General features: G+C 42.8%; 18 protein-coding genes. 8 read left to right on the top strand and 10 right to left on the bottom strand.

The features are described from left to right. Position 1 precedes the first annotated feature (1 nt). Positions 2–664: a phosphoribosyltransferase family protein gene (locus AACZ11_RS07650; protein ID WP_290625812.1), complete on the top strand. Its 663-nt coding sequence runs from the start codon at positions 2–4 to the stop codon at positions 662–664. A gap of 36 nt (positions 665–700) precedes the next feature. Further along, on the top strand, positions 701–2,305 hold the full coding sequence (locus AACZ11_RS07645) for an Ig-like domain-containing protein (protein WP_290625811.1): 1,605 nt from the start codon (positions 701–703) through the stop codon (positions 2,303–2,305). On the opposite strand, the gene AACZ11_RS07640 is transcribed toward AACZ11_RS07645, so the two are convergent. The 4 genes from AACZ11_RS07640 to AACZ11_RS07625 all read right to left on the bottom strand — a co-directional run bounded on the left by AACZ11_RS07640 (position 2,292) and on the right by AACZ11_RS07625 (position 7,192). Further along, complete coding sequence (locus AACZ11_RS07640) at positions 2,292–3,077, bottom strand: amidohydrolase (RefSeq protein WP_290625810.1); 786 nt, start codon at positions 3,075–3,077, stop codon at positions 2,292–2,294. The two genes, AACZ11_RS07645 and AACZ11_RS07640, sit on opposite strands and share 14 nt — an antisense overlap. Beyond that, positions 3,070–3,543 (bottom strand): ankyrin repeat domain-containing protein, encoded by a 474-nt coding sequence (locus AACZ11_RS07635; protein WP_290625809.1) that lies wholly within the window; start codon positions 3,541–3,543, stop codon positions 3,070–3,072. The genes AACZ11_RS07640 and AACZ11_RS07635 overlap by 8 nt, the downstream gene beginning before the upstream one ends. A 105-nt stretch (positions 3,544–3,648) precedes the next feature. After that, positions 3,649–5,901, bottom strand: a complete 2,253-nt coding sequence (gene katG, locus AACZ11_RS07630; protein ID WP_290625808.1) for a catalase/peroxidase HPI — start codon at positions 5,899–5,901, stop codon at positions 3,649–3,651. Between the two features lie 151 nt (positions 5,902–6,052). Further along, positions 6,053–7,192, bottom strand: a complete 1,140-nt coding sequence (locus tag AACZ11_RS07625; RefSeq protein ID WP_290625807.1) for a methionine aminotransferase — start codon at positions 7,190–7,192, stop codon at positions 6,053–6,055. 106 nt (positions 7,193–7,298) lie between these two features. Between AACZ11_RS07625 and AACZ11_RS07620 the strand changes: the two genes are divergently transcribed. After that, positions 7,299–9,548, top strand: a complete 2,250-nt coding sequence (locus AACZ11_RS07620) for a response regulator (RefSeq protein WP_290625806.1) — start codon at positions 7,299–7,301, stop codon at positions 9,546–9,548. Positions 9,549–9,550: 2 nt separating this feature from the next. Here AACZ11_RS07620 and AACZ11_RS07615 read toward each other — a convergent pair whose 3' ends face one another. The 4 genes from AACZ11_RS07615 to AACZ11_RS07600 all read right to left on the bottom strand — a co-directional run bounded on the left by AACZ11_RS07615 (position 9,551) and on the right by AACZ11_RS07600 (position 15,926). Beyond that, on the bottom strand, positions 9,551–10,297 hold the full coding sequence (locus tag AACZ11_RS07615) for a succinate dehydrogenase/fumarate reductase iron-sulfur subunit (protein ID WP_290625805.1): 747 nt from the start codon (positions 10,295–10,297) through the stop codon (positions 9,551–9,553). A 5-nt stretch (positions 10,298–10,302) separates the two neighbouring features. Further along, positions 10,303–12,306, bottom strand: a complete 2,004-nt coding sequence (locus tag AACZ11_RS07610) for a fumarate reductase/succinate dehydrogenase flavoprotein subunit (protein WP_290625804.1) — start codon at positions 12,304–12,306, stop codon at positions 10,303–10,305. Positions 12,307–12,316: 10 nt separating this feature from the next. Next, positions 12,317–12,985: a succinate dehydrogenase cytochrome b subunit gene (locus AACZ11_RS07605; RefSeq protein WP_290625829.1), complete on the bottom strand. Its 669-nt coding sequence runs from the start codon at positions 12,983–12,985 to the stop codon at positions 12,317–12,319. A gap of 97 nt (positions 12,986–13,082) precedes the next feature. Then, positions 13,083–15,926 (bottom strand): glycosyl hydrolase, encoded by a 2,844-nt coding sequence (locus tag AACZ11_RS07600; protein WP_290625803.1) that lies wholly within the window; start codon positions 15,924–15,926, stop codon positions 13,083–13,085. Positions 15,927–16,047: 121 nt separating this feature from the next. On the opposite strand from AACZ11_RS07600, the gene AACZ11_RS07595 reads away from it, so the two are divergent. Further along, a complete protein-coding gene (locus AACZ11_RS07595; RefSeq protein ID WP_290625802.1) occupies positions 16,048–17,340 on the top strand; it encodes an aminopeptidase P family protein in 1,293 nt (430 codons plus the stop codon). 16 nt (positions 17,341–17,356) lie between these two features. Here the strand turns inward: AACZ11_RS07595 and AACZ11_RS07590 are convergent, their stop codons facing one another. Beyond that, positions 17,357–18,637, bottom strand: a complete 1,281-nt coding sequence (locus AACZ11_RS07590) for a branched-chain amino acid transport system II carrier protein (RefSeq protein ID WP_290625801.1) — start codon at positions 18,635–18,637, stop codon at positions 17,357–17,359. 31 nt (positions 18,638–18,668) lie between these two features. On the opposite strand from AACZ11_RS07590, the gene AACZ11_RS07585 reads away from it, so the two are divergent. From AACZ11_RS07585 to AACZ11_RS07575, 3 genes are read left to right on the top strand one after another with little or no spacing between them, the layout of a single operon-like run. Then, positions 18,669–19,451: an alpha/beta hydrolase gene (locus AACZ11_RS07585; protein ID WP_290625800.1), complete on the top strand. Its 783-nt coding sequence runs from the start codon at positions 18,669–18,671 to the stop codon at positions 19,449–19,451. A 54-nt stretch (positions 19,452–19,505) separates the two neighbouring features. Beyond that, a complete protein-coding gene (locus AACZ11_RS07580; RefSeq protein ID WP_290625799.1) occupies positions 19,506–19,754 on the top strand; it encodes a hypothetical protein in 249 nt (82 codons plus the stop codon). Between the two features lies 1 nt (position 19,755). Next, complete coding sequence (locus AACZ11_RS07575) at positions 19,756–19,959, top strand: hypothetical protein (RefSeq protein WP_290625798.1); 204 nt, start codon at positions 19,756–19,758, stop codon at positions 19,957–19,959. Here the strand turns inward: AACZ11_RS07575 and thiL are convergent, their stop codons facing one another. Further along, positions 19,960–21,015: a thiamine-phosphate kinase gene (gene thiL, locus AACZ11_RS07570; RefSeq protein WP_290625797.1), complete on the bottom strand. Its 1,056-nt coding sequence runs from the start codon at positions 21,013–21,015 to the stop codon at positions 19,960–19,962. A 163-nt stretch (positions 21,016–21,178) separates the two neighbouring features. On the opposite strand from thiL, the gene AACZ11_RS07565 reads away from it, so the two are divergent. Continuing rightward, the gene (locus tag AACZ11_RS07565) at positions 21,179–23,098 is read left to right on the top strand and encodes a choice-of-anchor B family protein (protein WP_339832040.1); all 1,920 of its coding nucleotides are present in this window, start codon (positions 21,179–21,181) and stop codon (positions 23,096–23,098) included. Positions 23,099–23,190: the final 92 nt, after the last annotated feature.

Raw genomic sequence — 23,190 nt, 5'->3', positions numbered from 1 at the left:
TATGTTAAATCTCTTGTTTCCAAAGGTTTGTGCTGCCTGCAAAAACACACTTTTAAAGGCCGAAAAGATCCTTTGTGTCCAATGTTTACATAGCCTGCCGCTGGCATGTCACCATCGTAGTGAAGACCCCACCATGAAGAACGTTTTCTATGGTCGCATCCCCTTGGAGCAAGCCACCGCCCTTTTGAAATTCGAGAAAAGAGGAAGCACACAGGAAATTCTTCACCAATTGAAATATAGAGGGCAACAGGAGATTAGCTCCTATTTTGGTCTCTGGCTTGGAGCCGAGCTTAGTGAAATTGAAGCTTACAATTCTGTCGATATGGTGATTCCCGTTCCTCTCCATAAGCAAAAATTGCGAAAAAGGGGGTATAACCAGGTGGCAGGGTTCGGGAAAGCGATCGCATCTTCCTTACAGATCCCTTATCGGGACGATATTTTATTAAAACGCTCTAAAACCAACTCGCAGGTTTTTAAACAACGATTCACACGCTTTGGTAGCGAAGCCGTCTTTACCGTTAAAAACACCGAAGCACTTGCTAACAAACACATTCTGTTGGTCGATGATATTGTTACCACAGGTGCGACCTTGGAACGTTGTGGCGAAGTACTACTGAAGGGGTCGGGGGTGAAACTTAGCGTGGCAACCATTGCCATCGCATAAAAATACCTATTTTTGTCTTGCTATAATTTCATCTGTGTGAAACACCGCCTGCTCTACATTCCCATCCTTATGCTATTTCTGCTCTCATTTGTGCAGTGTGCGAAAAAAGGAACTCCTTCAGGGGGTGCTAAGGACACCATCCCTCCTGTTCTGTTACGAGCGGTTCCCGAAAATTTTACGACCAACTTTTCAGAAAAGGAAATTAGGATCTATTTTGATGAATATATAAAACTAAAGGACCTTCAGAAGAACCTCATCATCTCGCCACCTTTAAAATACCAACCTATTATTTCTCCGCTAAGTACCTCAAAATACATAAAGATAACACTTAGCGACACCCTGCTTGAGAACACAACCTATTCCATTAATTTTGGAAAAAGTATTGTGGACAACAATGAAGAAAACGCCTTCGATTATTATAAATATGTCTTTTCTACGGGTTCTTATATTGATAGTTTAACTGTTTCAGGAAAAGTGGAGGATGTCCTATTGGGAAAGGCAGAAACCCCTATTACCGTATTGCTGTATGAAGCAAACGAGGCATTTAAGGATTCGCTGATCTTTTCAGAAAAACCGATGTACATTACCACCACGAGAGACAGCACCAATACTTTTGAACTTACGAATGTAAAAGAGGGAAATTACATCCTACTGGCTCTGAAAGACAGTAACAACGACTATATTTTTCAGCCTAAAAGTGATAAGATAGGGTTTGTAGATACTACGATCCATATTCCTAAAGATACATCCTATACGCTGCGTTTGTTCAAGGAGGTTCCTTCGTATCGTATGGAACGTCCTAAGCACGAATCGAAGCAACACATCATTTTTGGTTTTGAAGGCATCATAGACAGTCTCAGCATCGATTTATTAACCGCAGTACCTTCCGATTTTAAAAGTACAATCTATAAAGATACTAAGACCGACACGCTCCATTATTGGTTCAAACCTTCAATAACCGGCGACTCTCTTGTATTTCTTGCAAAGAACAAGTCCGTAACAGACACCTTGACCTTACGACTAAAGAATCTATATAAAGATTCGCTCACTGTCACTGCGTTGAACGCCGGTACACAGATCCCTCAAGATAGTTTGCTATTACAAGCAAATACACCGCTATCTTCTTTGACGATGGAAAAAATTTCTGTGATTGACAGCGATTCTATACCGATCCCGGTTTCAGGGAGCATAAACCGAAAGAACAATCAAATAGCGCTCTTTTTTCCTAAGACCGAAGAAGAAAGCTATAGTGTGGCTGTGCTGCCGGGGGCAATCACCGATTTCTACGAAAAAGAAAATGATAGCCTGTCGTTTTCAGTTCGTACAAAAGCAGCGTCCGATTATGGAACTCTTCGACTTACGGTGCAAAATGTTCCTCCGGAGCCCATCATTGTTCAGCTTGTAAGCAATAAATTTCAAGTGATTCGCGAATTGCCTCTGGGTGAGGACCAAATGGTATATTTCGACTATCTCTCGCCGGCTATCTATTATATTAGGCTTATTTATGATGAAAATGCGAATGGACAATGGGACGCCGGGAGTTTTTTAGAGCGCCGCCAGCCTGAAAAAGTGGTCTATTATCCATCTCCATTGGAAATTCTTGTAAACTGGAGCCTGAATGAAACGTTTACGTTAGAATAAAGCTATCCCTGTCTTGTAAGAATTGAAGGTGTTCACGATGCTTCTTAATATGCTCCTTCTTTAAAGTTAGCGTTGCCACGAATTCTTTCTCCGGCTCGGTGTCCAGCATGGACGCACCCAAAACATCGTAGACCCCGGTATGCCCGGTATACACATGTCCGTTCCCATCTTCTCCAACTCTGTTTACCCCAACGCAATACGCCATGTTCTCAATAGCACGGGCTTTCAGCAAGGCATCCCATGCGGCAATACGTTTGGCCGGCCAATTTGCCACGTAGAGGAGGACATCATAATCCACTGTATTACGCGCCCAGACCGGAAACCGAAGGTCGTAACAGATCAAAGGACAAATCCTGAATCCTTTGTAGTCGACAACAAGTCGATTACTCCCTGCCGTATAGGTTCTATGCTCGTTGGCAAGCGTGAACGTATGTTTTTTATCGTATGTTTTATAGTCTCCATTTGAAAGAACGAAAAACAATCTGTTATAATAATTTCCGTTTTCTAAAATGATCACACTCCCCGTAATGGCTGCCCCGGTTTTCTTTGCCTGTTGCTGCATCCACTGAAGGGTTTCCCCGTGATTTGGTTCTGCCAATAGCTTTGCGCTCATTGAAAATCCAGTTGAAAACATTTCTGGCAGAACGATAAGATCGGTTGCTTGTGATATGTTTTCTATCTTCTTGGAAAACATGTCGCGATTGGCCTGCGCATCTTCCCAATGAAGATTTGTTTGTATAAGAGTAACTGAAAGTGTTTCCTGTTTATTCATTCGATTGTAAGAGTGAGATTATATCTTGATGCTGTTGCATGGTTGCATGCACTAACGCCGTATTCCCTCGATCGTCGGTTATGTACGGGTCGGCGCCATGGTCCAGCAAAAGTTTTACAAGATCGGTCTTAGCAAAGGTCACTGCAAAAATAAGGGGCGTCGCACCATTGGAGTTGGTGGCATTGACATTCGCGCCATGTTCTATGAGCTTTTTCGCGAGCGGCACAAACCCTTTAAAACATACGCCCATTAGTGCCGTGTTTCCTGAAGCATCGCGTGCATCGACATCTTGGGTGTGCTTCAGAAGAATTTCTGTAACTGCTTCGGCATTGTAATAGGTCGCTAATAAAAGCGGCGTCGATCCTCTGGCGTCCCGTTCAGAGATCAATTGAGGCATCTGCGACAGCAGCGCTTCTACTCGGCTTGTATTCCCTTCTCGTATGGCGTTGAAAAATTCGTCCTTCATATTCCTTAAAATTAAGCAAAGAAAGCAACATGCATCGCTGTTGCTTTCAGAAAATAAGTAAGATATATGCCCTTCACACTAAAAAAACCTGTGTCAGACCGTTAATTATTTAATATCGAAACGATCCAGATCCATCACTTTCGCCCAAGCAGCGACAAAGTCATGAACAAACTTCTTGTTTGCATCATCACAGGCATATACTTCGGCCAACGCACGCAGTTCCGCGTGCGACCCGAAAATAAGATCTACTCGCGTTCCTGTCCACTTTTTCTCACCAGTATTTCGGTCGCGCCCTTCGAACAGGTTTTCATCCTCAGAAATAGCTTTCCAAGTGATTCCCATATCCAATAGATTGACGAAGAACGCATTATTCAATGTATCCGTTTCTTTTGTGAATACACCGTGAGACGATCCATCAAAATTTGCATTGAGAACTCGCATTCCTCCAACCAGTACGGTCATTTCGGGAGCGGTCAATGTTAACAACTGAGATCGGTCCACCAAGAGCTTTTCTGCGGCAACACCGTAACTGTCCTTAATATAGTTTCTGAAACCATCGGCGCGCGGTTCCAACGCATCGAAAGATTGAGCATCTGTTTGTTCTTCCAATGCATCTGCACGACCCGGATTGAAAGGAACAGAAATATCGAAACCGGCGTTCTTTGCTGCCTCTTCTATGGCGGCACATCCTCCCAGTACAATAAGATCGGCCATCGATACGCCTTTGTTAGCTGTTGCACTTGAAGTAAAGTCGTCTTTTATCTTCTGAAGTGTCTGTAACACCTTAGCCAACTGCTTTGGATTGTTGACCTCCCAGCTGTTCTGAGGCGCAAAACGGATTCGGGCACCGTTCGCTCCACCGCGTTTATCCGATCCCCTGAAAGTGGAGGCAGATGCCCAAGCCGTCGATACAAGTTCGGTTATTGAAAGTCCGGAGGATAGCAATTGCCTCTTTAAATTAGAAATATCTTCTTCATGTATGGTTTCATAGGAAGGCTTTGGAATAGGATCCTGCCATATCAATTCTTCCTTTGGAACTTCCGGGCCTAAGTAGCGATCAATGGGTCCCATATCCCGATGTGTTAACTTAAACCAAGCGCGCGCGTAGGCGTCGGCAAACTCATCGGGGTTTTCATAGAAATGTCGCGAGATCTTCTCGTAGGTAGGATCCATACGGAGCGACAGGTCTGTTGTCAACATGAACGGTGCATGTTTCTTTTGCGGATCGTGCGCGTCCGGAACTGTCCCGGCTCCTTCGTTATTCTTGGGTTTCCATTGATGTGCCCCTGCCGGACTCTTGGTCAATTCCCACTCATATTCGAATAAATTCTCAAAATATTTATGACTCCATTTGGTAGGCGTATCTGTCCAGGCTCCTTCGATTCCACTAGTAATAGTGTCGGCTCCTTTTCCTGTTCCGAAGGAATTGTTCCATCCCATACCCATGTTCTCAATACCGGCGCCCGCAGGTTCGGCTGCAACATATTTTTCGGGATCTGCCGCTCCGTGGGTTTTTCCGAAGGTATGCCCCCCTGCAATAAGCGCTACAGTTTCATAATCGTCCATAGCCATACGCCCAAAAGTTTCACGAATGTAATGTGCTGCCTCTACGGGATCGGGATTAGCGTTATGTCCTTCGGGATTTACGTAGATCAATCCCATGTGTGCTGCCCCTAGCGGACTTTCTAATTTTTCCCCGGCATACCGATTTTCATTACCGAGCCATTCGGTCTCCGAGCCCCAGTAGACATCTTCTTCAGGCTCCCATACATCTTCTCGGCCGCCGGCAAACCCAAACATATCAAGTCCCATCGATTCGTGTGCACAATTTCCCGCCAATATGAATAAATCGGCCCAAGAAAGTTTTTTCCCATACTTCTTTTTGATAGGCCATAGTAACAACCGAGCTTTATCCAAATTGGCGTTATCCGGCCAACTGTTGAGCGGAGCAAAACGCTGCTGGCCTGATCCTCCGCCTCCGCGACCGTCATGAATACGATAGGTCCCGGCACTGTGCCATGCCATACGAATAAAGAACGGACCGTAATGACCGTAATCTGCCGGCCACCAATCCTGACTGTCGGTCATTAATTTGTAGAGATCCTCTTTCACCGCCTTTAGGTCTAGGGATTTGAATTCCTTCGCATAATCAAAATCCTTTTCCATTGGGTCTGAAAGTGAGGAGTTTTGACGAAGAATATTCAAATTTAGCATGTCGGGCCACCAGTCTCTGATGCTGGTCCCGCCACCGGCTGTTTGGTTCAAATCACCGCTTAAGAAAGGGCATTTTGCTGCCGATTCGTTTACATCCCATGCCTCTCCCTGAGGATTTCCGTTGTTATTTTTTTTAGTATCCATAGCTTACACTGTTAATTTTGAAATCGATAGCTATAAAGTTACCAATTCCTTACTGTAATGCCTAATCCTTCAATTGGATGTTTTAATTTTAGAATTGAATTTGCTTATAGTTTCGTTCTCATAGGTCATGAATACGTCCACTTGACTTCATTTAGATAGCATTCAGAATTTTGGCTGCATCTTTCAGTGTATCTTCAGTTTTTGCAAAGCATACTCGTATTTGGCGGAAGTCTGTTTGGTTTTCATTAAAAACTGAGGTAGGAATGGTCGCAATCTTGTGTTCCTTGGTAAGTCGTTCGGCAAAAGCGCAATCACCTTCCGAAGAAATATCAGAAAAATCCAGTAACTGAAAATACGTTCCGGTAGACGGAACAAACGTAAAGCGTGAGTCCTTGATCAACGCTAAAAAAAGATCGCGTTTCTTCTGATAGAACGAAGACAGTGCCGTATAGTGGTTGGGCTCTTTAAGATAGGTCGCCAATGCTTTTTGCACGGGATGATTTACGCAAAATACATTAAACTGATGGATCTTTTGAAACGCTTTCATAAGCGGTTCCGGAGCTACACAATAACCCATTTTCCAACCGGTATTATGGAAGGTCTTACCAAAGGAAGCCGTAATAAATGTGCGCTTCGAAAGTGTTTTGAATCGAGCGGCACTTTGATGTTCGTGGCCATCAAAAATAATATGTTCGTACACTTCATCACTTATAACCCACAGGTTGTGTTTTACAGCCAGCTCTTGAAGTTCTAGCATATCCCCTTCAGAAAAGATCATTCCGCTTGGATTGTGCGGCGAATTGATAATGATCAATTTGGTCTTATTGGTTAGCTTGCTGCGTACCAGTTCCCAATTGGGTGTATAGGATGGAGCCTCGAGTTGCACTGAAACAGGGGTGCCGCCAAATAAACGTATCACCGGTTCATACGAATCGTAAGCCGGAGTGAACAATAGTGCTTCGTCGCCCGACTGAATCACCGTAGCTATGGCGGCAAACAATGCTTGTGTGGCGCCCGCCGTGATTGTAATCTCCGATGTTGGATCGTACAATGTAGTATGAAGAGACGCTATCTTTTTCGAGATCTCCTTGCGCAATTCCGGGTCTCCGGGCATGGGTGCATATTGATTATGACCCTGTTTCATAGCATGCGACACAAGATCGACAAGCAGCGGATCGCTCTCAAAATTTGGGAACCCCTGTGACAGATTCAATGCATTGTGTTCAGTTGCCATTTTGCTCATTACTGCAAATATGGATGTTGAAATGGTAGGAAGTTTTTGTGGAATCATGCTTTGATTATTAGGTAAATAGGTAGCTATCAAGTGTTAAAACATACGCTTTTTTATTGAAATTCCAGAAAAAGTGTATCTTGCCATCCCCAAATGTACTTAACCAATGAAGAAATATTGTTATTTCTTGTTGCTTTCTGTTGCCTTATTTTCCGCTGGCGGAGTATCTTCTTTATACGGGCAAATTGATGATGATCGTACTTTAAAGAGTAAAAAAGAGCGTTTCAGGACGCTTATGGATTCGTCAAATCTACATTATAATAACGGAGATTACAGAAAGGATCTTGCTTTAAATTTCGATTTACTGGAACTGGCCTTCGAGATCAACGAGCCTTATTATATTCATAAAGGATATCGTAATTTGGCCTACGATTATCTCATTCTTGGCGATACACTTCTGGCTAAAGAAAGTTTTGAAAAAGCTGAGAAACAAGCGCTATTATCAAATAATGATACGGTTCGCGCCCTTACCTACATGGATTTGGCGAATATTTACACCATTACCGGAAGTGGTCCTGAGGCTGCCTTCGACTATCATGATAAATCGATCGATCTCTTCGAAAAATTAAAGGATTCTGCCGGACTTGCAAAAGCTCATTATAATGTTATTCTCACAGCCATCGAGGTGGACGACCTTACCTTGGCATATACGCATATCATTAAGGCACGTAAGCTTATTCCTCATGGTGATGCTTCCTACGCGGCAAGTTTAGATAATTTGATGGGACAGTACCACTATTGGAAAGAAAATTACGAAATGGCCAATGCGTATTTTAAGAAAGCGATTGCCCAAGCCGAAAAGGAGCAACACAACATTGTACTTGAAGAATCTTATTATTATTACAGCGAAAGCCTGTTGGAGCAGGGAAATTATAAAGATGCGTTTAGTGCAAGACAGCAGTATGAGAATTATTTAGGTATCAATCAACAAAAGATAATTTCTTCTAATGTCGAAGCCGTTTCCACCAACCATATTGTAAAAGAATATAAAACCTATGTACAACAGGCCGAAGAAAAAGCTGCCCTACAGGCCGAGATCGTAGCGAATAAAAGTACATTGAATAATGTTCTTCTTGTTGCCTTTTGTTGCTTTCTAATTTTATTCGTTGTTCTATTTCTTGCCTTTCGGAATAGAAAACAATTGATCAATGAACTAAAGCTCAAAAATCAAGAATACTTGACCGCAAAAGAAGAAGCCGAACAACTTTCACAAGCTAAGAATAAATTCTTCTCTACCATAAGTCACGAGCTTCGTACTCCTTTATATGGTGTTATCGGTCTTACCACTATATTATTAGAAGATGCGTCTCTTAAAAAGCATTTAAAGGATCTTAAATCGTTAAAATTCTCTGCCGACTACCTATTGGCATTGATCAATGACGTATTACACATCAACAAAATAGAATCTCGAACACTTGAGAACGAGTTTGCTTCCTTCAATATCCGGGACCTCATTAAAAAGATCACCTCTTCTTTTGAATATATGCGCGTTCAAAACAACAACGAGCTGCATATCCATATTTCTGAATCGGTTCCTGAAGTGATCTACGGAAACTCGGTGCGCTTGTCTCAAGTACTTATGAACCTAATCGCTAATGCCTGTAAGTTTACTGAAAACGGCGATATCTATGTGATCGCTGAAACGACGAAGAATACCTTGGAAAAAACCGCTATTAAATTCTATGTGCGTGATACTGGAATTGGAATACCGGCAGAAAAACAGGAACATATATTTGAAGAATTCTCCCAACTAGATGCGCATAATTACAAGTACCATGGAACCGGGCTTGGGCTTCCTATCGTAAAGAAGTTGTTACAAATAGATAATTCAGATATTTCTTTAAAAAGTGAAGAAGGAAAGGGATCTTTATTCACCTTTACGATCGAGTATGACGTGGTTCATGAGCTGCCTGAGGACCAATTAGAAGAAGTTTTTGATCCTTCCCAGTTAAAGGACAAGCAAATCTTGGTGGTTGAGGATAATCGTATCAATCAAACCGTAACCAAGAAGATCTTAGAAAAAAATGGTATGCGTTGTTCCATTGTCGAGAATGGAGCTCTTGCTGTCGATATCGTTAAAAATGAATCGTTCGATCTCATCTTAATGGATATCAATATGCCCATTATGAATGGAATACAAGCCACAAAGGAAATAAGGACGTTCAATAATAACATTCCAATCCTTGCCCTAACGGCTGTAGAAGTAGAGGAGATGCGTCATTCAATCTTTGAGAGCGGAATGAATGATATTATTGTGAAACCATATGACGTCACACGGTTCATACAAACGATCTATCGCAACCTTACCGAAGTAAATAGTCCGATTTCGAACAGACCAAAACTAAGGGCAATGTAAGTTTATCCCTTTATACTAGCACTTAGGTATTCTCGGTTCATTCGAGCGATATTTTCTAAAGAGATCCCTTTGGGACATTCTATTTCACAAGCTCCGGTATTGCTACAGTTCCCAAAACCTTCCTTATCCATTTGTTCCACCATATTCAAAACACGTGTAGTGGCTTCTACCTTCCCTTGTGGCAACAGAGCAAACTGACTTACTTTTGCTGAAGTAAACAACATAGCACTTGCATTCTTACATGCCGCAACACACGCACCACAACCTATACAGGTAGCAGCAGCAAAAGATTCATCGGCATCTTCCTTTTCAACCGGAATGGCATTGGCATCTATGGTATTTCCGGAAGTATTTACCGAGATAAACCCACCTGCTTGCTGGATCCTATCGAAAGCACTTCGGTCTACCACCAAATCTTTAATCACCGGAAAAGCCTTGGCACGAAACGGCTCAATAACGATCGTATCGCCATCATTGAACATACGCATGTGTAATTGACACGTAGTTACCAAACGATCCGGTCCATGTGGCTCACCGTTGATCTGCAAGGAGCAGCTTCCGCAGATTCCTTCTCTACAATCATGATCGAAAACAACAGGCTCCTCCCCTTTTTCAATAAGGTCGTGATTCAATACGTCCAACATTTCCAAAAAGGACATATCCCCATCAACTCCATCCAAGGAATAGGTTTGTAGGCTGCCTTTTGCGGCGGCGTTTTTTTGACGCCATATTTTAAGTGTCAGTTTCATAATGCTTATTTATAGGAACGCGTTTTTACTTCAATATTTTCATAATCAAGATCCTCTTTGTGTAAGACGGCATCACTGGGCTCCCCTTTGTACTCCCAAGCGGCCACGTACATGTAATTTTCATCATCACGCAGCGCCTCTCCATCTTCGGTTTGATATTCTTCTCTAAAGTGGCCCCCACAAGACTCATTGCGATGCAGTGCATCCTTAGCGAACAATTCTCCTAATTCCAAGAAATCTGCAACCCGTCCGGCTTTTTCAAGTTCGGCATTCATTTCGTTCATGTCTCCCGGAACCTTCACATCCTTCCAGAATTCGTCTCGTAGTTGCTTTATTTCTGAAATTGCATCTTGCAGATCCTTCGCATTTCGGGACATCCCGCATTTATCCCACATGATTTTTCCTAAACGCTTATGAAAATAATCGACCGGTTTTGAACCGTTATTTTGTATCAATTTTTCCAGTCGTTCCCGAACGTTCTTCTCTGCTGCTTCAAATTCCGGTGATTCAGTAGAAATAGGTCCTGTTCTAATGTCTTTTGAAAGATAATCTCCAATAGTATACGGTAGAACGAAATAACCATCTGCCAGTCCTTGCATCAGTGCTGAAGCTCCCAATCGGTTAGCTCCATGATCGCTAAAATTGGCTTCTCCTGTGGCATAACACCCCTCGATAGTAGTTTGTAAATTGTAATCTACCCAGATACCCCCCATGGTGTAATGTACCGCAGGATAGATCATCATTGGCGTTTCATAAGGATTCTGATCTACGATCTTTTCATACATCTGAAATAAGTTTCCGTATTTATTCTCAATTGCTTTTTTTCCAAGTTGCTGTACTTCGGCATCGGTAGGATTGTGATTTCCTTGAATGGCCGCTTGTTCTTTTCCGTACCGTTCAATCGCAGAGGCAAAGTCCAAATAGACAGCTTCTCCTGTCTTATTGACTCCAAAACCGGCGTCGCAACGTTCCTTGGCGGCTCTCGAAGCGACATCACGCGGCACGAGGTTTCCGAAGGATGGATACCGCCGCTCTAAATAATAATCGCGTTCTTCAGCAGAAAGATCGGTGGGCTTTTTCTTACCTTCTCGGATCGCTTTCGCATCTTCTAATTTCTTTGGCACCCAAATACGACCGTCATTCCGAAGGGATTCAGACATCAACGTAAGTTTGGATTGATGTTCCCCCGATACCGGAATACAGGTAGGGTGAATTTGAGTAAAACAGGGATTGGCAAAATAGGCTCCGCGTTTGTGAATCTTCCAGGAAGCGGTTACATTGCTCCCCATGGCATTGGTTGAAAGGAAAAATACGTTTCCGTAGCCACCCGATGCGATCACTACGGCGTGCGCCGAATGACGTTCGATTTTTCCGGTTACGAGATCCCGTGCGATGATCCCTCTCGCCTTTCCATTAATCACAACAAGATCCAGCATTTCATGTCTGTTGTACGGCTTGATCTTCCCACGATTTATTTGACGGTTCATAGCAGAATAGGCTCCTAAGAGCAATTGTTGCCCTGTTTGCCCTTTGGCATAAAAAGTTCTGGAAACCAACACACCCCCAAAGGAACGGTTGTCTAGCAGTCCGCCGTACTCCCGTGCAAACGGCACTCCTTGGGCCACACATTGATCGATAATATTTGCCGAAACCTCAGCCAATCGATATACATTGGCTTCTCTGGAGCGATAATCCCCTCCTTTTACCGTATCGTAGAAAAGACGGTAAGTGGAATCTCCGTCCCCTTGATAGTTCTTAGCAGCGTTGATCCCGCCTTGGGCAGCAATGGAATGGGCGCGACGTGGTGAATCTTGATAGCAGAACGTCTTTACATTATATCCCAACTCTGCCAAGGTCGCAGCTGCACTACCTCCTGCAAGGCCTGTTCCTACCACAATAACATCAATGTTACGCTTGTTGGCCGGATTCACAAGATTGATTTCGTTCTTATGTTTTGTCCACTTATTGGCTAAGGGTCCTTTAGGTATTTTAGATTCTAATATCGACATAGCATTCTTTTTAGTGGGGTAATTGATTAAAATGATGGTACAGGGCAATAAAAATGAACCCTAAGGGAATGGCTACCGCATAGACCTGCGTAAAACCGCGGAGTGCCTTTGAATACTTGTTGTTGAATCCTACACTCTGAAACGCAGAAGAGAATCCGTGCCATAGGTGAAAGATCAATAGTATAAATGCCAATACATAGATCCCCACGCGTACAGGACTTTCAAATTTATGCACGGTTTCGGCATAATACCGTGTTGCATCTTCGGGATGGGATTCTATATATTTATGGACCATTTCCGGAATCCAGAAATCGTAAAAGTGCAGCCCTAAGAAGGCAAGGATCACCAATCCGGAGATGATCATGTTACGAGAAGCCCAAGTAGAGTTTGCGCTTCCGTGGAATTTCTTGTAAGAGATCGCACGAGCATTGCGGTTGCGTATCTCAAGGATAAAGCCCATTACAAAATGGAACACTACCCCAAAGATCAATATCGGCTGTAAAATGAATTGTACCAAGATATTGGTCCCCATAAAGTGAGACCAGCTGTTAAAGGTGTCCGGTGCAATAACCGATGTAAAATTGATAGTAAAATGCTGCGCTAAAAAAAATACAAGAAACAAACCCGAAAGTGCCATAGCAACTTTTCTGGCGATTGAAGAGGATAGTATTCCCATTATGGTTTTCTTTTCTAGAATTTACATGACAAAAATACGGCTGCTTACCCTTTTAGCCAAACATTCGCATTTCTTTTATTGATGATAGTAGTAACAATTCTTATTTAACTTCCAAATCGGTTCGTGCCGATTTAGCTCCCACTGCCACAACAACCGTATAACTTCCTTTAGGCAGATAATAGCTGCCATTCTCGGCCTTGGTCACTTTTGTTCCGGCTTTGTCCAATACTTTTATTCCTTTTTCTGAAAGGGTTAGATCGTAGTCCTGCACATTAAATCCCTTGTCAGCCGATCCGGTAAATTCCTGAACCACTTTTCCTTCTTCTGTTTCAATACTGAAGGAGACTTCGCCAGCTTCTGGCGTATAGTATTGAAGGCTTACTGAAGGTGTATAGGGTTCACTCCATGGACTGAAGCTTCTACCCCAACGTCTGGATGATTGCACCGGTTCTAAAACGCTTACCAATACCTCGGTACTGTTTTGCGCATTCATACGTTGAAGCAAGGATATATCTGCAACATAGATAGAGCGGCCATGTGTTCCTACCACCAAATCCTTTGACTGCGGTTGAACGACCAGATCGTGAACGGCTACATTGGGGAGTCCTTCAGAAAACGGTGCCCATGTGTCCCCCCGATTAAAGGAAACGTAGGCCCCGTTATCGGTTCCCAAATAAAGAATGTTCTCATTGGCCGGGTCTTCACGAATCACATTTACCGGCGAGGCAGGTACATTCCCCGAAATATCCTTCCAAGTATTTCCATAGTTCTCGCTAACATACACGTAAGGCATAAAATCATCCCAACGATAGCCGTTTAGCGTCACATAGACACGTTCCTTTTTATGGGCTGAAGCAATCACTCTACTCACCCAAAGATCCTTTGGAAAACTTGTGGAAACATTCACCCAATTTCCGCCCGCATCTTTGGAAACATGCACCATTCCGTCGTCACTCCCTGTATATAATAATCCGAATTGAAAAGGCGATTCACTAATTGACGTAAGGGTTCCGTATGCTACATTTCCTTGCTTCCCTCCTTGTGTTAGATCACCGGAAATTGCAGCCCAATCGTTACCTTGGTTCATACTTCGCATGAGCTTATTTCCTCCTAAATAGAGAATGTCTTGATTGTGCGGACTAAGCAATATAGGCGTTTGCCAATTGAAGCGGTAGGGACTTTCCCCTAGTTCATGTTTTGGTTGAATGTAGGTCGTTTCGTTGGTATCGCGATTTATTCGATAATAATTCCCAAACTGAAATCCCGTATACACAATAGCGCTGTTACGGCTATCGATCTGTATCTGCATACCATCTCCACCCATGATCGATTCGTAGGGATATTGGCCACTTTGATGCCAATACGGACTTGCTTCGTATTCATGCGAGCCGACCCAAACGCCATTATCCTGCAATCCGCCATACACATTATACGGCTCTTCATGGTCCACATTGATCGCGTAAAATTGTCCTACGGCAGGGGCATTGTTCTTGATCCATGTCGCACCATCATCGTAGCTTATATTGATTCCTCCATCGTTCCCATCGATAAGATGACCCGGTTGCTTCGGATTGATCCACAGCGCATGATGATCGGCATGTACATTATCGGCATCGATGGAAGTAAATGTTTTTCCACCGTCCTTCGACTTCAGTATAGGCACTCCATAAATATAAATCCCATCTTTATTGCTTGGGTCTACGTGAATCTTTCCGAAGTAATATCCGTAGGAATAATAGATTCCGTCCAAATAGCCCTCATGCGTCTTGTTCCAAGTCTTTCCGCCATCGGTACTTTTATAGACCTCTGCGCCAATAACAGGCGTATCGAACAAAAGCGAATTGGCGTCTTCCAAATACTTCGCCAGGTCGACGGGCTGAACCGTTTTGCCACGCACCATATTCTTAACATTTTCTGCTTTGTATTTCTCTTGAAAGCCGTTCATGCGCAAAAATTGATTGAGCTTGTTGTTGTCAAGTTTCAGGAATTGATCTGAAGTCATGGTTTTAAAATCGTCTTTGGTAAGCATGTCGGAACTTTCCTCGGAAGTCGCCTCTTCGTCTCGTCTCGACTGATTGTCGTGAATAGCGTATACAGTATTGGCATCGTAAATGGCAAGCCCGATGCGACCCACACCATCACCGGTAGGAAAGCCACTTCCATCCACCGAAACTTTGATCCATGAATTTCCGGCATCGGTACTTTTATAGATTCCGCTTCCGGAGCCGCTTCCGGTAAAATTCCATGCTTTCCGGTCTTTGTCCCATGCTGCGGCATACATTAAATTATAGTGTGTAGGATCTCGGACCACCTCTATAATCCCGGTTTGGTCATTGACGAATAAGGTTCGGTTCCATGTCTTGCCACCATCCACAGTTTTGTAAATCCCGCGCTCATTATTAGTAGAATAGAGATGTCCAACAGCCCCGACAACAATCTCATTGGGGTTTTCAGGATTGATCAAAATACTGCTTATATGGTGAGAATCTTTCAACCCTATGTTTTCCCATGTCTTACCATTGTCACGGGTCCTTAAGAGACCTATTCCCGCGTAAGAGGAGCGGGAGGCGTTCACTTCTCCCGTACCCACATACAGGATATTGTTCTTCCAATCCATTGAGACGCTGCCCACATTTTGGGTGGGACTGTTGTCTAAAATAGGGGTAAAACTAGTCCCGTTGTTCTTTGTATGCCAAACACCACCACTTGCGTAGCCAACATAAAACTCAATAGGATTGTTGGGGTTCACGGCAAAGTCAACCACACGTCCACTCATGACCGTTGGACCAATATTCTTGAAAGGAACATTTTTTACTATAGAATTTTGTGTAGCATTTTCCTTTTGCTGAAGCGCGCTTTCTACTACAGATGGGGACGTAGCGGGTTGCTGTGCAAAGATGTAAAGAGAAAGAAAACAGGAAAGTAATAATGATAATTTTTTCATCGATTGGAAATTAGAAAGTGGAAATTACTGAAATGCCTTTGGTTGACAAAATTTTTAAGCCCGGATTCCTACGCATTGCATATATTTCTTTTAATTTTGAAGAAATTCAGAAATCTTCACAATGAAATACCACCAAATAGACAGCAAACTTTTTATAAAGAACCGAAAGAACTTTATGGCGCAAATGAAGCCGAAAAGCATAGCGGTTTTCAACAGCAATGACGTATACCCCGTAGGTGCAGATAGCACCATGCCCTTTCAGCAACACCGGGATATCTTTTATTTAAGTGGCGTGGATCAAGAAGAAAGTATCTTGCTCCTTTTTCCGGAAGCAGCCGATGAAAAGAATCGTGAAGTATTGTTCCTAAAAGAAACGAACGATCACATTGCTGTTTGGGAAGGAGAAAAACTTACCAAGGAGCGCGCCTATGAAGTAAGTGGTGTTAAAACAGTTTATTGGCTCAAGGAATTCGATAAGATTTTCTTTGAATTGATGACACAGGCCGAAACAATTTATTTCAACACGAACGAGCACTACCGGCAGGCAGTCACTACCGAAACCCGTGAAGACCGCTTCATTAAAACAACCAAAAATAAATTTCCGGCACACAATTGGGCAAAGAGCAATCCTATCTTACAACGGCTTCGTTCGGTGAAAGATCCTATCGAGTTAGAGCTCATGCAACAGGCCTGTGATATCACCGAAAAAGGCTTCCGGCGCATCCTTTCTTTCATAAAACCCGGCGTTTGGGAGTACGAGATCGAAGCAGAATATATGCATGAGTTCCTTAGAAACCGATCCAAAGGTTTTGCCTACACTCCTATTATCGCCAGCGGCACAAATGCCAACGTGCTTCACTACATCGAGAACAACCATCAATGTAAAGAAGGAGACCTCATCTTAATGGATGTTGGAGCCGAATATGCCAACTACAGCAGTGATATGTCCCGCACGATTCCGGTAAATGGAACATTCACCAAACGCCAACGAGAAGTATACGATGCTGTTCATCGTGTAAAGGATGATGCAACCAAAATGCTGGTACCGGGCACCTTGTGGAAAGAATACCACGTAGAAGTAGGCAAATTGATGACCTCAGCATTGCTGGGTCTTGGTCTGCTGGACAAAGCAGATATCAAGAATGAAAACCCGGATTGGCCTGCGTATAAAAAATATTTTATGCATGGTACGTCGCATCATATTGGACTGGACACACATGATTACGGTATCTTATGGGAGCCTATGAAACCTAATATGGTCTTTACGGTTGAACCGGGTATCTACATTCCTGAGGAAGGTTTTGGTATTCGTTTGGAGGATGATGTGGTAATTCAAGAAAACGGAGAGCCTTTTAATCTAATGCGTAACATTCCAATAGAAGCCGAAGCGATCGAGGAGATCATGAACTCTTAACACTTGAAAACAGGCGCTACGTTACTTTCTTTTTTCGGAAACCGATCACACCTTGGGTGATCAAAAAAGCGATAGCCGCCGGCAAGACCCATCCCAAACTATACCCGGATAGCGGAATCCAAGATTTTAAAAAAGTTACGAGCGCTTCAGAATTTATAGATTGTAAAAAATCGGGTATGCTGAAAAGTAGTGTAGTGATCGTTACTGCCTTAAACGCCGTTGCACTTGTCCATTTCTTCGGAAGGGCATTCAGTATGATCAAGACAATGGTTACCGGATAAATAAACATTAAAGCGGGCACTGCTACATCGATGATATAGGCAACATTAAATTGTCCCATGACAACGCCTAAGATACATCCCAAAATACCTGTAACTGTGTATGCGGTTTTTGAGCCTCCCAGTATGCCTTTCACGAAATCGGCTGTTCCCGTTACAATGCCTACCGCAGTTGTAAAGCAAGCAAGTGCCACCAAGACCGACAGAAATGCGGTGCCTATGGAACCTAGCGTATTGGTGCTTAGCAATGTTAGCAGCTCGGTTCGAATTTCGATAGAAACTGTACCACTGTATAAGGCTCCCAACGCTATGAGTCCGCCATAAATTAGGAAAAGACCTATCCCGGCTAATAGCCCTGCTTTGGCGATCATTCCCTTCTTTTCTTCATAATTATATTTACCCTGAATTGCAAAAGAGATGACAATGACCCCTCCCACGACCACGCCTCCAATGGCATCGAAGGTTTGGTAACCCTCCAAGATGCCCGCCGTTAAAGAATTTTCAAACATAGAGGCGCGTAATGGCTCAACGTCAATAAAGATCCCGATACCGATGATAAGGAGTAAAATAACAATGATGAGCGGTGTAAGGAATTTCCCTATGATGCTTACTATTTTATTTCTATTCAGTACGAACAAGAGCACCAATCCAAAATACAACGTACTTGTTGCGAGTGGTGATATTGAAAAATAAGGCTGTATGGCCATTTCATAGGTGACCGATGCGGTTCTTGGAGAAGGCAGAGATACTGAAATTGCATAAATCAAAATCGCATAGACCAACGCAAAAAAAGGCGATACCTTATTGGCAAAATCCAGCAAGGTTCCTTGTAATCGAGCATGCCCGTAAATGGCCAGAATAGGGATCACTACGGCAGAGAATGCAAAACCAATGGCCACCCAAATCCAATCCACTCCGGCATTATACCCTAAAAAAGGAGGCAGGATAAGATTCCCGGCTCCAAAAAATAGCGAGAAGAGTGCAAAAGCAGTAACAAAGGTTTGCTTGCTGTGATTCATTGACTGATATTTGTTCGCCGAATATAGAAAAATGAAGCTGAAGTTCCACAATACCTATCTTTTTTATACTGTAACTGGAAAAGGCCCGGCCATTGTCCTATTACATGGCTTCTTGGAAAGTGCCAGCATGTGGAAGAAACTCGTCCCAGAACTTTCCAAAAAACACATGATAATTGTCATCGATCTGCCCGGTCATGGCAAGAGTGGCGTTGTTGGCGAGATGCATACTATGGAACTCATGGCACAGGCGGTACATGCCGTTGTAAAACATCTGGATTTACCTACTATCGCACTTATGGGTCATTCCATGGGAGGATATGTTGCCTTGGCCTATACAGAATTATTCCCTTCGGAAGTGGAGGGCCTTATATTACTAAATTCTACTCCGGCCGAAGATTCCCTCGAACGAAAAGCAAATCGTGATCGCGCCTTGACCATGCTTCAGAAAACACCCAACGTATTTATTCGTATGGCTATTACAAATCTTTTTGCTGAAGAAGATAGAACGCAGTATGCTTCGGCTATAGAACAATTAAAAGAAGAAGCGTTGCAATTTCCTTTGGCAGGAATCACTGCGGCGGTAAAAGGGATGCGGGATCGAAAGGATCGCACTTCAGTACTTCGGCAATTTTCCGGCTCAAAATACATGATCTGCGGAACGAAAGATCCTATTGTACCGCTGACCATTTCAGAAATACTAGCGAAACATTGTCATACGGACCTTATAAAAATTGTAGGAGGCCACTTGCTTTTAACTGAAAATTATGATGAAACTGTCAAAAAGATGCGTTTCATCGATTTTTTATGCATTTAAACGATTTTATATAGATTTTTTTCATACATTGGTATCAACAAAAAAACCAATCCGATGAAAAATACCTCCTCAAAAGCGTCGCTGTCCTTTCTGGGCGTACTATGCACTACCTTTGGTCATGACTACATAGTGACCCGTAAAGTTACCAACCACATTAACGAATACAAATGCACCAATTGCGGCCGTGAGGTCACAGACAATCAAAGTGGCAAATTGGAGGCATTGACGCAAAAGATCAAGGAAGTAAATACCAACGTTGCGGAATTCTTTCAGAAACGAACCAACAGAATTCCCTTACATTAATATGAAGCATTTCATGTGTAAATGGAAAGGGCATCGCTTTACTCCCATTAAAAAAGAATCTCACCTGCTTCCAGAATACGAATGCACGAATTACAGTACACGATATACCAAAGATGGCTATGGTCGTATGGTTCGGCTTACAAATTTTTGGATAGAGAATCACCAATATTTTGAAGCTTTTGTGTCTAAACAAGAAGCCTCTTAATTAATCTTCAGTTTGCAAGGCATTCCAACCACGTGCCACCAATGGTATTTTTGTCTGTGCACGGGTAATGAGGTGTATCCCCTCTTTTTTATGGGTCATATGACCCAGTACCGTTAAATGTGGATTTGCCTTTATCTTCGGAAAATCTTCCGTACTAATCGTAAACAACAATTCATAATCCTCTCCGCCGCTTAGTGCTACCGTAGTGCTGTCTAATTGAAATTCTTCGCAGGTACTTATTACCTGCGGATCAAGGGGTATTTTTTCTTCATAGAGGTTGCATCCCACATTTGATTGTTTACACAGGTGAAGCACTTCCGAAGAAAGTCCGTCGCTAATATCGATCATAGCCGTAGGTTGCACGTCAAGCTCCTTAAGCAATTTGGAGATATCCTTTCGCGCTTCAGGCTTAAGTTGACGCTCTATTAGATAGGTATATGCATCAAGATCGGGTTGTGAATTTGGATTCACTTTAAATACTTCCTTTTCGCGCTCTAGTACTTGAAGTCCCAGATAAGCAGCTCCAAGATCTCCTGTAATTACTAACAGATCGTTCTCCTTGGCTCCATTCCGGTATACAATACGCTCTTTTGGTGCATGCCCTATGGCTGTGACACTTATAAGCAGTCCGGTGGTTGATGACGTAGTGTCACCCCCAACCACATCAATGTTGTAGATCTTAGCTGCAGTGGCAATGCCGGCATATAATTCTTCCAATGCCTCTACCGGAAACCGATTGGAAACAGCAATGGACACCGTGATCTGGGACGCTTCAGCATTCATGGCATACACATCAGACAGGTTTACGATAACGGCCTTATATCCCAAATGTTTCAGCGGAACATAACTTAGGTCAAAATGCACTCCTTCCACAAGAAGATCGGTCGTGACTACCCATTGCTCGTTCTTTTGCGAAGCAATGACAGCCGCGTCATCGCCAATTCCTTTCACGGTCGTTTTCTGAACTATGGAAAACTGTTTAGTGAGATGATCTATGAGTCCGAATTCTCCTAATTGAGAAATAGGTGTTTTACTTGGTTCCTTACTTTCGAGCATATTGCTTGTATTATGAAGAAACAAAAGTACAGTTTCACCTTCAAAAAACGATAAAAAAGCTTGAATTCATTGACCTAGTAAAATAATAGGGTACTGTTTTTTAACATTGCTATTCAATTTGCAACTATATAAATTAGTAGTTTTACGAATCTTATTCAAAAAAATGAAACAACTTTTACGCTTGTCTTTTGTTCTTAGCAGTACAATAGCATTAACTCAAACGCCCTGTATCGGTGGGATGGCGGGCGCTTATCCTTGCAATGGGTATGACCTACAATCACACATTCCTTTATCCACGATGAACACTACAGGAGCGAATGATTCTTGGGGTTGGATCGACCCAACCAATAATGATGAGTATGCTCTTGTGGGACTTGAAGATGGAACTGCTTTTATTGATATATCGGACCCGAATGCTCCTGTCTATTTAGGCAAATTACCTACCCAAACCAGCACCAGCCAGTGGAGGGACATTAAAGTCTACAACAATTACGCTTTTATAGTAAGTGAAGCCCCGGGTCACGGAATACAGATCTTCGACCTTACACGATTACGAAATGTAAGCAATCCACCCGTTACGTTTACAATTGATGCCCATTTTAACGGTTTTGGAAGCGCCCACAATATAGTTATCAATGAAGAAACGGGCTACGCTTATGGTGTAGGAGCAGACACCTACGTAGGCTCCCATTTTGTAAATATTCAAAACCCTTTAAATCCAATAGATGCCGGAGGGTTTAGTGGAGACGGATATACACACGATGCGCAAGTAGTTACCTATTCGGGACCGGATGCAACATATTCCGGGCGAGAAATATTGATAAGCAGTAGTGGTTCAGACGCTGTAGTTTCCATTGTGGATGTTACTGACAAATCGAACCCGCAAAGCGTTGCAACTATTTCGTATAGTAATGTAGGTTATACCCACCAAGCCTGGTTTACTGAAGATCAGCGTTATTTATTATTAGGGGATGAGTTTGACGAATCCAATGTAGGGTTTAATACCCGAACCATTATTTTCGATCTTCTGGATCTGGACAATCCGGTCTTGGACTTTGAATATTTTGGGCCAACTTCGGCAATCGACCATAATGGTTATGTTGTAGGAAACACTTATTTTCTTGCGAATTATTCGGCCGGAATGCGAGCCATAGACATTAGCGGCATAGGTTCGAACACCATGAATGAAATTGGATTCTTTGACACCTACCCTTCCAACAATAACGCTAATTTTAGCGGTGCATGGAATGTGTATCCATTCTTTAACAGCGGGAATATCATGATCTGTGACCGAAGCGGTGGATTTTTTTTGGTAAAATCTTCGGCTCCCGATACCACCAATCCCGTGGCCGTTTGCCAGAACATCACCATACCGCTTGATATGAATGGAGAAGCTGTGGTCAACCCGGTTCTTGTAGATGGAGGTTCTTTTGATGATAGTGGTTTTTACACTTTAGCGTTAAGTGAAAACAGCTTCGATTGTTCACAAAAAGGACCCAATGTAGTAACTCTTACGGTTACAGACCCTTCAGGAAATACCGACAGCTGTACCGCGACCATCACTGTAGTAGATGATCTTGAACCCCTGCTGGACTGTCCCCCAAATACTACAGTAGGGTATGATCCGGGAGTTGATTATTACACTGTGCCGGATTATGTACAAAACGGAGACATTACGGCAACTGACAATTGCGACGGAAACACAGGTATTGTTCAGACCCCTTCAGCCGGAACCCAAGTAACTGAAGGAACCTATACCATCAATTTTGAGACCATCGATTCCGAAGGCAATAGCAACTCCTGCTCTTTTGTACTTACGGTTCAGGAAATTTTGAACGTGGACGACTATTCGTTTGAAAATGGCATTACGATCTTTCCGAATCCCGCAGTAGAAACAATCACAGTACAGTCGCAGGAAATTCCAATAAACGCTATTAGAATTTTTGATATTACAGGAAAGCAAGTGTATTCGCAAAATAATTTAGATACGTTGCGTAAAACGATCTCTTTAAATACTTTTTCAGAAGGCTTGTATTTTATGAGGTTAAACGACTTGGTGACCAAGCGACTCATAAAAAAGTAATTAACATTGTAAATTATAAATATTTTAACGACAAAATGTAGTGAAATACACTATCTTATAAGAGATTACGTTCAAAATAATGTATATTCGCT

It is taken from the genome of uncultured Altibacter sp. (genome assembly GCF_963972995.1).
In the GTDB taxonomy this organism is placed as follows: domain Bacteria; phylum Bacteroidota; class Bacteroidia; order Flavobacteriales; family Flavobacteriaceae; genus Altibacter.
This window is presented reverse-complemented; position numbering and strand designations above follow the sequence as displayed.